General features: G+C 67.7%; 11 protein-coding genes. 9 read left to right on the top strand and 2 right to left on the bottom strand.

Annotated elements, in window-relative coordinates:
• Window positions 1-46 precede the first annotated feature (46 nt).
• The 6 genes from ABEA33_RS21735 to ABEA33_RS21710 all read left to right on the top strand — a co-directional run bounded on the left by ABEA33_RS21735 (window position 47) and on the right by ABEA33_RS21710 (window position 6,284).
• Window positions 47-2,062 (top strand): acetoacetate--CoA ligase, encoded by a 2,016-nt coding sequence (locus ABEA33_RS21735; RefSeq protein ID WP_345529132.1) that lies wholly within the window; start codon window positions 47-49, stop codon window positions 2,060-2,062.
• Between the two features lie 143 nt (window positions 2,063-2,205).
• A complete protein-coding gene (locus ABEA33_RS21730) occupies window positions 2,206-3,132 on the top strand; it encodes an MBL fold metallo-hydrolase (protein ID WP_345529131.1) in 927 nt (308 codons plus the stop codon).
• An 11-nt stretch (window positions 3,133-3,143) separates the two neighbouring features.
• Window positions 3,144-4,043: an alpha/beta hydrolase gene (locus ABEA33_RS21725; protein WP_345529130.1), complete on the top strand. Its 900-nt coding sequence runs from the start codon at window positions 3,144-3,146 to the stop codon at window positions 4,041-4,043.
• A 65-nt stretch (window positions 4,044-4,108) separates the two neighbouring features.
• Window positions 4,109-4,549 (top strand): tautomerase family protein, encoded by a 441-nt coding sequence (locus tag ABEA33_RS21720; RefSeq protein WP_345529128.1) that lies wholly within the window; start codon window positions 4,109-4,111, stop codon window positions 4,547-4,549.
• A gap of 335 nt (window positions 4,550-4,884) precedes the next feature.
• Entirely contained in the window at window positions 4,885-5,484 is a 600-nt protein-coding gene (locus tag ABEA33_RS21715; protein ID WP_425577464.1) for a thiolase family protein, read from the top strand.
• Window positions 5,472-6,284, top strand: coding sequence for an acyl-CoA dehydrogenase family protein (locus ABEA33_RS21710; protein ID WP_345529127.1), 813 nt, complete (start codon window positions 5,472-5,474; stop codon window positions 6,282-6,284). The genes ABEA33_RS21715 and ABEA33_RS21710 overlap by 13 nt, the downstream gene beginning before the upstream one ends.
• Before the next feature lie 49 nt (window positions 6,285-6,333).
• Here ABEA33_RS21710 and ABEA33_RS21705 read toward each other — a convergent pair whose 3' ends face one another.
• Window positions 6,334-7,500 (bottom strand): thiolase family protein, encoded by a 1,167-nt coding sequence (locus ABEA33_RS21705; RefSeq protein ID WP_345529126.1) that lies wholly within the window; start codon window positions 7,498-7,500, stop codon window positions 6,334-6,336.
• A gap of 101 nt (window positions 7,501-7,601) precedes the next feature.
• Here ABEA33_RS21705 and ABEA33_RS21700 point away from each other — a divergent pair, with 101 nt between their 5' ends.
• Window positions 7,602-8,030, top strand: a complete 429-nt coding sequence (locus ABEA33_RS21700) for a winged helix-turn-helix transcriptional regulator (RefSeq protein ID WP_345529125.1) — start codon at window positions 7,602-7,604, stop codon at window positions 8,028-8,030.
• Between the two features lie 1,298 nt (window positions 8,031-9,328).
• On the opposite strand, the gene ABEA33_RS21690 is transcribed toward ABEA33_RS21700, so the two are convergent.
• A complete protein-coding gene (locus ABEA33_RS21690; protein WP_345529123.1) occupies window positions 9,329-10,444 on the bottom strand; it encodes a YeiH family protein in 1,116 nt (371 codons plus the stop codon).
• Between ABEA33_RS21690 and ABEA33_RS21685 the strand changes: the two genes are divergently transcribed.
• Window positions 10,386-11,291, top strand: a complete 906-nt coding sequence (locus ABEA33_RS21685; RefSeq protein ID WP_345529122.1) for a LysR family transcriptional regulator — start codon at window positions 10,386-10,388, stop codon at window positions 11,289-11,291. The two genes, ABEA33_RS21690 and ABEA33_RS21685, sit on opposite strands and share 59 nt — an antisense overlap.
• A 184-nt stretch (window positions 11,292-11,475) precedes the next feature.
• Window positions 11,476-13,062: a class I adenylate-forming enzyme family protein gene (locus tag ABEA33_RS21680; RefSeq protein ID WP_345529121.1), complete on the top strand. Its 1,587-nt coding sequence runs from the start codon at window positions 11,476-11,478 to the stop codon at window positions 13,060-13,062.
• Window positions 13,063-13,179: the final 117 nt, after the last annotated feature.

Below are 13,179 nucleotides of genomic sequence, written 5' to 3'. Positions count from 1 at the left end.
CCCGCACTCGCTGGAGCCGAAGAAGGGGAGAGAAGTGGATATCCGGATGGACGTAACGCGCGAGGAAAGGTCGATCCGACCTGGGGAGGTGGCCTGGTCGCCCTCTGCAGAACGGATCGCTGGCGCCCGGATCAGTGGGTTCATCGACTGGCTCCAGGCGACAAGCCGATGCGAAGCCACCTCCTACGAGTCCTTGTGGGAGTGGTCGGTGGCCCGCCCAGAGGAGTTCTGGGTGTCGCTGAAGGACTACTTCGCGGTGCAGATGACGGGCGACGGGCCGGTGCTGGCATCGCGCGAGATGCCTCTTGCCGGATGGTTTCCCGGCAGGCGGCTGAACTATGTCGACACCGTGCTGAGCCACACCGCGTCATCCCGCCCGGCGATCATCGATGACTCCGAACCTGGTGGACCCGGACCGCGGACGATCTCCTGGACCGAGCTCGGCCACCAGGTGGCCGCGCTTTCGAACTGGTTGCGCGACCGGGGCGTCGGAGAAGGCGACCGTGTGGTCGGGTACCTCCCCAACGTCGCCGAGACAGTCATCGCCTTCCTCGCCACCGCGAGTGTCGGCGCGACGTGGGCCTGCTGCGGACAGGACTATCAACCGGAGGCGGTTGTCGACCGCCTCGGGCAGCTCGCACCGGTGGTCCTCATCACGGCCGACGGCTACCGCTTCGGCGGGCGCGAGGTCGACCGGCTCGCGCTCCTGCCGGCACTGCAGGCCGGGATGCCGACGCTGCGCGAGGTGCTCGTCGTCGATCGCCTTCGCTCTGGTACGAGCGTCCCCGCAGGCACCACGGCCTGGGCGGAGGCGGTCGCCGGGGATGGGCTGGCCATGACCACCGCGCACGTGCCGTTCGACCACCCCCTCTGGGTGCTGTTCTCGTCGGGCACCACCGGGAAGCCGAAGGGGTTCGTCCACGGCCACGGTGGCGTCGTGCTCGAGCACCTCAAGGCGCTGGCTCTCCACCTCGACCTGGGGCCTTCGGACACCTACCTGTGGTACACCTCGCCCAGCTGGATGGTCTGGAACTCCCTCGTGAGTGGCCTCCTCGTCGGCGCGACGATCGTCTGCTACGACGGAAGCCCGTCGTACCCGACCGATGACGCGCTGTGGGCGCTCGCCGCGCGGCACGAGGTCACCGCGCTGGGCACGAGCCCGGCTTACCTCCAGGCCTGCGCCCGAGCGGGCCGGTCACCGGGCACCGACCACGACCTGGGTCGGCTGCGGGTCCTGGGGGCCACCGGCTCGGTGGTTCCTGCAGAGCTGTACTCCTGGGTTGCCGATCACGTCGGACGCGATGTGCCGCTCGCCTCGGTGACAGGGGGCACCGACGTTGCCAGCGGATTCGCCGGCTTCGTGCCGATCCTGCCGGTGCGGGCCGGGGAGATCACGGCCGCGTACCTGGGGGTGGCCCTGGACTCCTGGGACGACGACGGCCGAAGCCTGCGCGACGCAGTGGGGGAGTTGGTTGTCACCCAGCCGATGCCGTCCATGCCGACCCGGTTCTGGAACGACGACGACGGCGCACGCTACCGCGAGGCCTATTTCGAGACCTATCCCGGTGTCTGGCGGCACGGCGACTTGGTCACCATCACCGGGCGGAACACCGTGATCGTCCACGGACGCTCCGATTCCACGCTGAACCGCAACGGGATCCGGATGGGGACCGCCGACATCTACCGCGTCGTCGAAGAGCTCCCGGAGGTGCAGGAGGCCCTGGTCATCGGGGCGGAGCAGCAGAACGGCGAGTACTGGATGCCTCTCTTCGTCACGCTGTCCGATCGCGCCGATCTCGACGACGAGCTGCGCGGACGCATTCTCCGGCGGATCCGCGAGGCGTTGTCGTCCCGGGTCGTGCCGGACGACGTGATCGCGGTCAGGGGGATCCCGCACACCCGCACGGGCAAGAAGCTCGAGGTCCCCGTCAAGCGCATCCTGCAAGGAGACGACGTCGCCACGGTCGCAGAAGCACGGTCGATCGACGACCCCTCGCTGCTGGATGCCTTCGTCCGCTACGCAGCCACGCGGATCGCGAACACGTCGTCGTCGGGCGTGTGACGAATCGTGGCAGCGGCGTACCAGTGCCCGGCACGTTCGACCGACGTCTCGCAGATCTCGCGCTCCTACCGTGGAGATGACGGTCGCGGAGTGGACGTTCCCCCCGCAATCCGCCCACCAAGACATCAACCTGGAGGTACGTCGTGGATATCGAAACCCGGCCGCAGGCCGCAGCAGCTCCGCTGATCCGGGCGACCGTGTATGTCGGTCGCTGGCCCGCCATCCCCGCGGTGGACGTGCCTGACTTTCCCAGCGGGACGTTCTCGCCCACCACCGCGACCCTCGTGACCGGCGTGACCGAAGCGGTGCTCATCGACGCGCAGTACCTCAAGGACGACGTCCGGGACCTCGGGGACCTGATCGAGCGCACCGGGAAGCGACTGACCACGATCTACGTGACGCACGCCCACGCCGACCACTACCTGGGCATCGGACCCCTCATGGAGCGGTTCCCGGAAGCGAAGTGCGTCGCGCTGCCGCACGTCGTCGAGGCGATGAAGGAATCCATGGAGCTGCAGCGCGAGCAGTGGGCGTTGATGTTCGGCGATGCGTGCGTCGAGGCCGGGGCGCTGCCCGACCCCATCGACGACAAGACGCTTCACGTCGACGGCTCGCCTCTCAACATCATCGAGGTGAAGCAGGCCGACATCCATCCGACGACGATCGTGCACATCCCTGAGATCGACGTCGTCGTGGCAGGCGACTCCATCTACAACGAGATCCACCCGATGCTCGGCCTCTCGACGCCCGAGGAGTGGCGGGACTGGCTGGAGACGGTAGAGCTGGTGGAGAAGCTGGCGCCCAAGGTGATCGTCGCCGGTCACCGCAGGCCTGACGGGGACGACCACGCCGTCGACTCCATGATCACCGAGACACGTGCCTACCTCAACGACTTCGCGGCCGCCTTCCAGGTGGCCGACGACGCTGAGGAGCTGATCCGGACCATGACGGCGAAGTACCCGGGCCACGGAAACCTCTGGACCTTGCAGTTCTCTGCCATGAGTGCGATCCAGCTGCGCGACACCGTTTCGGCCGCGGCAGACGTCCACCCCGTGACCACCGATTCGTGAAAGGAACAGCCATGTCACGCGAGGATGTTGATTTCCCGGCGGACGACGTCACCCTTCGCGGGTGGTTCTACCCCGCGGAAGGCGTGGTCGCCAGGGCGCCCGTGATCGTGATGGTGCACGGGCTGACTGCCGTCAAGGAGATGCACCTCGACGACTACGCCGAGACCTTCGCCCGAGCCGGACTGAACGTCTTGGCCTATGACCACCGGAACTTCGGCGCGAGCGACGGTGCACCCCGCCAGGACATCGACTCGATCCAGCAGGCTCGCGACCTCCGTCACGCCATCACGTATGCGACCGGGCGTGAGGAGGTCGACCCTGACCGTGTCGGCATCTGGGGATCCAGCCATGGCGGTGGCCTCGTGCTGAGCGTTGCCGCAGTCGATCGGCGAGTACGGGCCGTGGTCGCCCAGGTCCCGTTCATCAGCGGGTCCGGCCAGCTGACGCGGCTCGTCCGACCCGACTTCCTGCCAACGATGCGTGCCTACCTCGACGGCGAGCGACGCAATCTGTTCGACGGCGGGGAGCCCACGCTGATGCCGGCCGTCGATGCGGATCCGATGGGCTCCGCGCTGATGGCCAGCGCCGAGGCCTGGGAGTTCTTCACCAAGACCGGGCAGGAGAGGGCCCCGTCGTGGCGCAACGAGGTGACCCTCCGCTCGCTCGAGCGGATCGGCGAGTTCGAGCCCGGCGATGGCATCCACCGGATCTCTCCGTCTCCGCTGCTGATGATCGTGGCCGACCAGGACATCAGTGCGTATGCAGAGCTCGCCTTCGAGGCCTATGAGCGGGCACGTGAGCCCAAGCAGCTGGTCGTGCTGCCGTGCGGCCACTTCGACGTGTACACGGGGGCGGCCTTCGAGAAGTCGTCGAAGGCAGCCTGCGACCACTTCGTGCGCGCCCTGCGGTAGGGCACGGAATCCATCGCCATCACCGTCCAAGTCCCGACGAAGCAATCATTCAGGAGGAGCCCGCAATGCCGTTTTGGGAGATCTACACCCCCGAGAACGCCTTTACCGCTGAGGACAAGGAGCAGCTGTCCGCGGCGATCACGTCGATCTACGTCGACTACGTCAACCTGCCTCCGTTCTACGTAGTCGTCCTGTTCAAGGACATGCCGCGGGACACGATGTACGTCGGAGGGAAGGCGAACAACAATTTCGTCAGGATCCGGCTCGACCACATCGCGCGACAGATGGACACAGCCGAGGTTCGCGCACTGATGATGACGGTGGCCGAAGAGAAGCTCGCGCCGTTCGTCAAGGAGCGCGGCTACGACTGGGAGATCCACATCGACGAGACCCCCATGGACCTCTGGCGCACGCAGGGCCTCGTGCCGCCGCCGGCGGAGTCGGACATGGAGAAGCGCTGGGCCAAGGAGAACCGGCCCATCCCGTACGAGGTCGCTGCCTCGTGACCCAGCACCCCGGGGCACGGCGGCGCCGTGCCCCGGGGCACCAGCCATGCCGACGAGAGGGCTCCTCATGACCGGACCCCAGCACCGCCCTGGAGCGATCTTGTCCTGGCGGCGCGCCGGAGAATGTTGGTCCCCACGCTGAACCGTCCCGACCGATTCATTGTCCGGAGCGATGCCCTGGAACAGCGCTACTTCGAACTTCTCGACCGGGCCGAGTCAGATCCGGACGCACGCGCCGTGGTGGGCTCACATCTAGCTCGAGGGCCGGCCGCCAGCCTTCCCGGGCCTCGCCGTCGCGCCCTCAGCAAGCTCTCACTCATCTCAGGAAGACCCCCATGCCCGAAGCAGTCATCGTCTCCGCCGCCCGCTCACCGATCGGGCGTGCTGGCAAGGGCTCACTGAAGGAGATGCGGCCCGACGAGCTGGCGACCCAGATGGTCCGGACCGCGCTCGCCGGGGTGCCCGGGCTCGACCCCGCCGAGATCACCGACCTGATCCTCGGCACCGCAAACCCCGCCGGCGAAGGTGGCAACAACCTCGGGCGTGCGGTCGCCGTCCTGAGCGGGATCGACCACGTGCCAGGCGTCACGGTCAACCGTTACTGCTCGAGCCGCCTGCAGACCACGCGGATGGCCTTCCACGCCATCAAGGCAGGGGAAGGCCACGCGTTCATCTCGGCAGGCGTCGAGACGGTGAGTCGATACTTCAAGGGCTGGGCGGACAACCCCGAGGGCCAGAACCCGGTCTTCGCGGAAGCACAGGCGCTCACAGACAAGCGTGCGGGTGGCGGGGCGGAAACCTGGGTCGACCCCCGGACATCGGCCTCGCCGGGTTGTTGGTGCCGGAGGACCGCGGTGGCCAGGGTGCGTCGGCCCGCGAGGCCGCGCTCGTGCTCGGGGAGCTGGGGCGCACAGCGGCGCCGGTGCCCTTCCTGACCAGCTCGGTCATCGCGACCACCGCGCTGCTCGACAGCGACTCGACCCTGCTTGAGCAGCTGGCGGCGGGGGAGCGGGTGGCGGCCCTCGCGGTGCCGTGGTCGACCGCGCCGGACGCCGAGCTCCCAGCAGTGCGGCTGGCAGGTGGCCGGCTCACCGGCACGATCACGAGTGTTGCCGGAGTGATCGAGGCAGACGTGCTCCTGGTCGCGGCCGGCTCCGGCGTCTACGCGGTCGATGTGTCCGCCCTGATCGTGACACCGCGGGTCTGTCTCGACATGACACGCCAGCTCGCTGATGTGACCCTCGACGGCGTCTCGGGATCCCTGGTGCTCGCTGACGCTGGGCCTGCCGTACGCCGGGCGCTGGGCTCGGGTGCGGCGCTGATGGCCTCCGAGCAACTGGGTCTCGCCCGCTGGTGTCTGGAGACCACGGTGGCCTACCTCAAGGTGCGCACGCAGTTCGGCCGCGTGCTCGGAGGATTCCAGGCGCTCAAGCACCGGCTCGCCGACCTCTACGCTGACGTGGAGTCGGGTGCAGCGGCCGCCCGCTACGCCGCTGCGACGATGGCCGCGGGCGACCCGGACGCGACGGTGGCGACGTCGATCGCTCAGGCCTACAACAGTGATCTCGCGGTGCATGCCGCCGAGGAGGCTGTGCAGCTCCACGGTGGCACCGGCATGACCTGGGAGCATCCCGCGCATCTCTACCTCAAGCGCGCCAAGGCGGACCGGCTCGCGCTCGGCACGCCTGGACGTCACCGCGCGCACCTGGGCGCTCTCGTCGGTCTGGGAGTCTGATCGGGCTCGGCCGACCACGCAGGGAGCGCGGTCGGCTGAGCCCGTCGTGTCAGATCCGCTCGATGATGGTGGCGTTGGCGAGGCCGCCGGCTTCGCACATGACCTGCAGGCCGTAGCGGCCGTCACGCTGCTCGAGGACGTTGAGCAGCGTCGTGGCCAGCCGTGCACCGGAGGCGCCCAGGGGATGCCCGATCGCGATGGCACCGCCATTGATGTTGACCTTGTCGAGGGACGCCCCGGTCTCGGCCTGCCAGGCGAGCACGACGGAGGCGAACGCCTCGTTGACCTCGAACGCGTCGATGTCGTCGATGCTCAAGCCTGCCTTCGCCAGCACCTTCATCGTCGCCGGGATGACGCCGGTCAGCATGAAGATCGGATCGTCGCCAGCGACCGCGAACGAGTGGACGCGTGCGCGGGCCTTGAGGCCGAGTGCCGCTGCCTTGTCCTCGCTCGCCACCAGGAGGGCCGCGGACCCGTCGTTGATCGGGGAGCTGTTGCCGGCGGTGACCTTCCAGTCGATCTCCGGGAAGCGCTCGCTCCACCGGTCGTCCTGGAAGGCGAGTCGGAGGCCGGCCAGGGAGTCGGGCGTGCTCGTGGGCCGGATCGTCTCGTCGGTGGCGAGGTCGTTCAGCTTCACGACCTCCCGGTCGAAGAGGCCGTCCTTCCAGGCCCGTGCGGCGCGCTCGTGGGAGCTGGCCGCGAACTCGTCGAGCTGCGCGCGGGAGAACCCCCACTTGGCGGCGATGAGCTCGGCGGCGACCCCTTGCGGGATCAGGCCAGGGGCGTAGCGCTCTGCGACCGACGGGCCGGCGAAGTCCATGCCCTGGGCCTGCGATCCGATCGGGACGCGCGACATGGACTCCACACCAGAGGCGACTGCGACGTCGTACGCCCTCGCGATGACGCCCTGCGCCGCGAAGTGCAGCGCTTGCTGACTCGAGCCGCACTGGCGGTCGATGGTGACGCCCGGCACCGACTCGGGGTAGCCCGCGGCCAGGAGCCCCCATCGAGCTGTGTTGCCGGACTGCTCGCCGATCTGGCCGACCGCGCCGCTGATGACGTCGTCGATGACGGCCGGGTCGATGCCGGTCCTGGTGACGAGCGCCCGCAGGGACGCTGCGTGGAGGTCGACCGGGTGGATGTCGGCGTACGCTCCGCCTGGCTTGCCCTTCCCGAGCGGGGTCCGGACGGCGTCGACGATGACAGCTGCGGTCATGGGCGTGTTCCCTTTCCTAGATCCTGGTGCGACGCTAGGAGAGTAAGTAGGAAAACACAACGGACTAGGTTGTGACTTCCAACTCACCCTATACTGACGGTATGTCGTCCGATGCCCGCGTCTGCTCGGTGGCCCGCACGCTCGAGCTGGTGGGTGCGAAGTGGACGCTTCTGGCAGTCCGGGAGCTGCTGCTCGGCAACCATCGCTTCGACGACATCGCGCGCTTCACCGGTGCCCCACGGGACATCCTCACCACTCGGCTGCGCACTCTCGAGACCGAAGGCCTGCTGACCCGCGTCCGGTACCAAGAGCGCCCGCCCCGCTTCGAGTACCACCTCACCGAGCTGGGACTGTCGCTCGCACCGATCGTCGCGACGATGCGAGAGTTCGGTGACCGCCATCTCGCCGGCGAGGCCGGGCCGCCGATGGTCTTCCACCACACCTGTGGAGATGAGTTCCACGGCGTGCTCGCCTGCCAGGCCTGCGGTCAGCCGGTGACGGCTGGTGAAGTCGTCAGGGCCGAGTCGTGACGACCTTGCCCCTCGAAATGACGATGGCCCCGGGAAGTCTCGAGGCCATCGTGCGGTCGAACGTGAGTAATTCGATTAGTTTACGACCTAAATGTCGTAGTACTGACTGACCCATGCTGACCTGCGCAAACGCTCGGAGACGTTCACTGGTTTTGTACCACGGTTGTAACAGGAGACGGTCCAATCGCGGGCAGCCCTCCCTCTGGGCGCCCTTCAACGACCCTGCTGTCTGACCAACCGGTCAACCAGCCAGAGACAGTCGACCTGTCACCCCGCCCCGTGCATCAGAAGTCCTAGTCGGCTACTAGGGGTGTGGGTGGTGCGTCGTCGCCAATAAACGCAGGGTTTCTCGTGCTGCGCGTGGATCGTGGCACCGGTCGGTGACTGAGATAAGAGTTGACGCCGTCCGGCGTCCGCGCGGCAGCCCTGCTGGCGCAGGACCCGGCAGGTCGACTCGACCGCGTGGTCGGCCGCTCTCATGTCGTCGATCAACGCCATGATCAACGGTTGCGGGGGTCGAGTTCCCGGCGAAGAAAGCCGTGGCCGCGAGGCTGTCGCACGAATCGGCTCGTGCTCGGCGTTGCTCGGCAACGGTGCCGGGCTGAGCCGAAAATGCTTGGTGTGTGGCCTTATGTAGGAGATGAAGAGGCCTGGCACGCGGTGACGTTCGAGCACAAGGGACTTACTTGGTACGCCACCGGGGACCACGGCCTCTTCGATGAAGACGGATGCCTCCACATTGTCGACCGGTCAAGAGCCACCGCCATCCCCGCCGCCGAAGAACTGTTGCGTGCCGGGTTCAGTAGAGGCTCTGTTGTGTCCCTGGGCCCATGGAGTCTGGACTCTGGTGCCTGACACCAGGAGGAACAGATGGGACAACGGGGCTGCTCGGCAGAGTTTCGACGCAAGGTCCTAGACCGAGCCCGGCGCTCCGGCAGGCACCGAGCTCCGTTCCGCCGACGGGGTCGACCTCGGCTCCGCCACCTGCGGCCACTCGTGGAGCAGGAAGTCGAGGTCTCGGCGCGACATCAACCTAGACGGCACGGGGCTCCTGCGGCGCTCGAAGTGATGTTGCCGATGTCGCCACGATGGCATGCGGGCGATGGCACGTCAGTTCGGTATCCAGTCGGGACCGCCATGCTCCAAAGAGTGCGCGCCTTCGACATGAGACGGACCCGGTCGCGACGCCCGCAACCAGATTCCACGTCGCAACTTCATCGACGTCGCCATCGTCTCGCGACAAACCCGAAGAGGCGACAGATTCCGGAGGTTCTGAGTGGGCGCTCCGGTGCGTCGGTTCAGACACCGAGAACCACGATGAGTAACAGGCTCGATCCGGTGGCCAGCACGGTGGACATCGCGGCGAGCGCCAGTTGACGCGTGGGAATCGGCCAGAGGTCGGCGAGGCGGAGGCCCAGCCCGAGGCCGAACATGCCTGCGGCCAGCAGCATGGTCGTGAGCTGGCTCGAGACATCGACGACCGGTGTCGAGAGGACCTCGAGTGAGCGGACGGCGACCGCGACGGCGAACCCGATCACGAACCACGGGACCAGCGGGACCCGTCCCTCGCCGTGGCGGCCGGCGCTTCTCGCGGCCACGGCGTACGTCGGTGCCAGCAACGCCACGCGTCCGAGCTTGACGGTCGTGGCCACGGCGACGGCGCCAGTGCCGATCAGGGATCCTGCGGCCACGACCTGCGCGACCTCATGGATGCTGGCGCCTGCCCAGACGGCCCCCTGGGTCGAGCTGAGGCCGAGCGCCGACGACAGCGCTGGCACGGCGCCGATCATCACGGACCCGAAGATCGTGACCAGGGCAACGGCGAGTGCGACGTCGCGCTCACGGGCCTGCACAGCGTCGCTGACCGCGGCGATCGCAGCCGCCCCGCAGATCGAGAAGCCGGCTGCGATCAGGGTGACCATGTCGTCGGCGAGGCCTAGGCGCCGACCGAGGTAACGCGTTCCGGTATAGGTGATGACGACGGTGACCATAATGACCACGGCTGCACTCCATCCCACCGCCAGGACGTCGGCCACCGGCAGGCGTAATCCGAGCAGCACCACCCCGACGCGCAGCAACCACTTCGTCACCGGAGCATGGCCCTGCAAGCTACGGGTGCGACTGAGTCGCGTGTTGGCGACTAGGGCCCCGAGGGCCAGGGCGACGAGGAGAGGGCTGAGCAAGGGCACGAGCGCGGCGACTACGGTGACCAGGCAGGCCGCGGTCAAGGGCACGGACGCCCGTAGGGCGAGTGGGGGAGTCGGAACTGTGGTCGTGGAGGACACCCATGCACCGTGTCGTGGCCGCAGAGAGGACGGAAGAGAGCAGAAAGGCGACAGGGCATAGGCTGTTCCTATGACTGATCTGGGCGTGCCCGACCTCGATATCGAGACACTGCGCCTGCTGGTGGCCATCGAGAGCGCGCGCAGCCTCAGCGGTGCCGCGCGCGCGCGCGGGCTGAGCCAGCCTTCGGCCAGTGCTCGGGTCAAGGAGTTCGAGGCGCGGTGGGGCCTTTCCTTGGTGCGGCGATCCGCACGCGGTTCGACCCTGACCGAGGACGGTGAGGCGGTGGTCGCGTGGGGTCGGGCAGTGATGCACGCCGCCGACACGATGCGGGCGAGCCTTGCGGCGATGTCGGCCGAGAAGGTCGAGGGCGTCGCGGTGGCGGCCAGCCTCACGGTGGCGGAGTACCTGCTGCCACGGTGGCTCGGAGAGCTTCACCACCGGCAACCCGACGTTCGACCGCGCCTGCACGTGGTCAACAGCGAGTTGGCAGCGGAGGAGGTGCGCTCCGGAGTGGCAGACATCGGCTTCATCGAGACTGCGGTGATGCCGCGTGATCTCGCCCGTCGCCAGGTCGGTCGGGACCGAATGGCCGTCGTCGTCGCCCCGGCTCACCGGTGGGCGCGACGACGCACCCCACTGACCAGGGCCGAAATGGGCGACGAGAGCTGGGTGCTGCGGGAGAGGGGCAGCGGCTCGCGAAGCACCTTCGAGAGCGCACTGCGGCGCGTGCCCAACGTGGCAATGGAGGGCACATCCACAGCGACACTCATCGGCGCCGCGATGGCGGGTGTCGGACCTGCGGTGGTCTCGGCCCGATCCGTGGTGGCAGAGATCGAGACCGGGCGTCTGGTCGAGGTGCCCACGACGGTGGAGATGCTTCGTCCACTGACCGCCGTCTGGCGAGCTGAGGAGCGTCTGCGGCGCCCGGCGGAGGACCTGCTGCTCATCGCCATGGAGTCGATGCGGTGGGTGTGACCCCGTCAGTCCGGGTGCGGCGCCCGATGTGCACCGCTTCCATGCGACGGCGATTCACGTGCGCCGAGCTCCGAACTCGGGGCAGGTGTGGCCGGGAGGACGAAGATTTACTCGGCAAGGCGGACATGGAGGCGATAGGGTAAGTACCTGCAGAAGCAGATACCTGCGCAAGAGAGGATGGGTCGTGGCTGAGTTGACTCTCGAGGGTCTCGTGCGAAACGCCGCTAGCGCCTATCCCGTCAAGGACGCATTCATCGACGGGGATGTCCATCTCACCTTCAGTGAGTTCGACCGCCTGGTTGACGTCTTTGCCGCCGTGCTGCGAGACCGAGGGGTTGGCCCTGGCGACCGCGTCGCCGGTCTGCTGTTCAATCAGTGGGAGTTCTCGCTCACCTACTTCGCCACGTTGCGACTCGGGGCGGTGATCGTGCCGCTCAATCACCGGCTGGTCGCTTCCGAGCTGGCATTTCAGGTCAAGGATGCAGGTGTCCGTGTGCTCGTCTTCGCCGGCGAGTTCGCGGCAGTGGCGCACAACCTCCACCAGCGCGGTTCGGCCGATGTCTGGATCGTCGTACCCTCTGCTGCCGGCGACCACTGGGACCGTGATGTGGAATGGGGATCATTCGCGCCGGAGTCTCTGCCCGAGCTTCTTGACGCCTATGCCGGTGCCAGCCCAAGCGTCGGCTCGCCCGTGGCGGCGGGGGATGCCAGCGCCATCTGGTACACGTCGGGTACGACGGGACGCCCCAAGGGAGCGATCGTCACCCACGCATCAACCCTCTGGGCGGCTTCCTCGCTGGCCCTCACTACCCGGATGAACCACCACAGCCGGCTACTGGCGGTGGCTCCCATGTTCCATCGCGGTCCCACTGACACCATGCATATCGCCTGCTTCATGCTCGGCGCCACCCAGACCATGTTGCGTTCGTTCAGTCCGACCGGTTTGCTCAAGGCCATTGAGGACAACAGGTCGACTCATGCCTTCATCGTCCCGGCCATGACCTTCGGCGTGCTCGGGCTGCCGGGTCGGGGTGACTACGACCTGACCTCGATGGAGTGCTGGATGAGTGCCTCCGCACCTCTGCCCGTGGAGTATCAGGGCCGCATGCAGGAGGAGACGACGCTTCCTGCGGGCCGTTTCTACAACGCCTACGGGATCACCGAGGCCCTCCTCATCGGGACCTTGCTGCCCGAGCAGATGGATCGTGCTCCCTCTGTCGGCCGTGCTGTGCCCATGTGCCGAGTGCAGATCTTGGACGGCGAGCGCCGCGCGCTCGGCCCCGGGGAGGTCGGGGAGATCGTCGTCGCCACACCAGCAATGGCCAGCGGCTACGTCGGCCATCCGGAGGACTGGGCTGCCGTGACCTTCGAGCGGGACGGACTGGCCTGGTATGCCAGCGGCGACCTGGGCTACGTCGATGCGGAGGGCTACCTGTACATCGTGGACCGAGCGAAGGACATGGTGATCAGCGGCGGCGAGAACGTCTACAGCGCCGAGGTGGAGGAGGTCCTCGTCGGCGCTCCTGGTGTCGCGGAGGTCGCGGTCATCGGCACGCCGAGCGAGCAGTGGGGCGAGGCTGTGACGGCGGTGATCGTGCTCGAAGAGGGCGCCGATGCCAGCGTCGCCAGAGTCGAGGAATACTGCTCCGGACGACTGGCCGGGTACAAACGGCCCAAGGTGATCCGATTCGTCGAGGCGCTGCCGCGCAACTCGTTCGGCAAGGTCCGCAAGGACCAGTTGCGTCGTGATGCCCTGGGGTGGCGGTTGTGAGCCTCGGAGGTGCGACCGGACGCGTCGAGGTCCCGACGAAAGATCGCGACGGGCGCGACGACCGCGCGAAGGGGTGACCTCCGTCGGACCTGCGCTGCCTGCTTCGGGCTGCGGAGC

Origin of the sequence: Nocardioides endophyticus (genome assembly GCF_039543845.1) — a bacterium.
In the GTDB taxonomy this organism is placed as follows: Bacteria; Actinomycetota; Actinomycetes; order Propionibacteriales; family Nocardioidaceae; genus Nocardioides; species Nocardioides endophyticus.
Note: the sequence above shows the minus strand (reverse complement) of the source record. Positions and strands in the feature narration are given on the sequence as shown.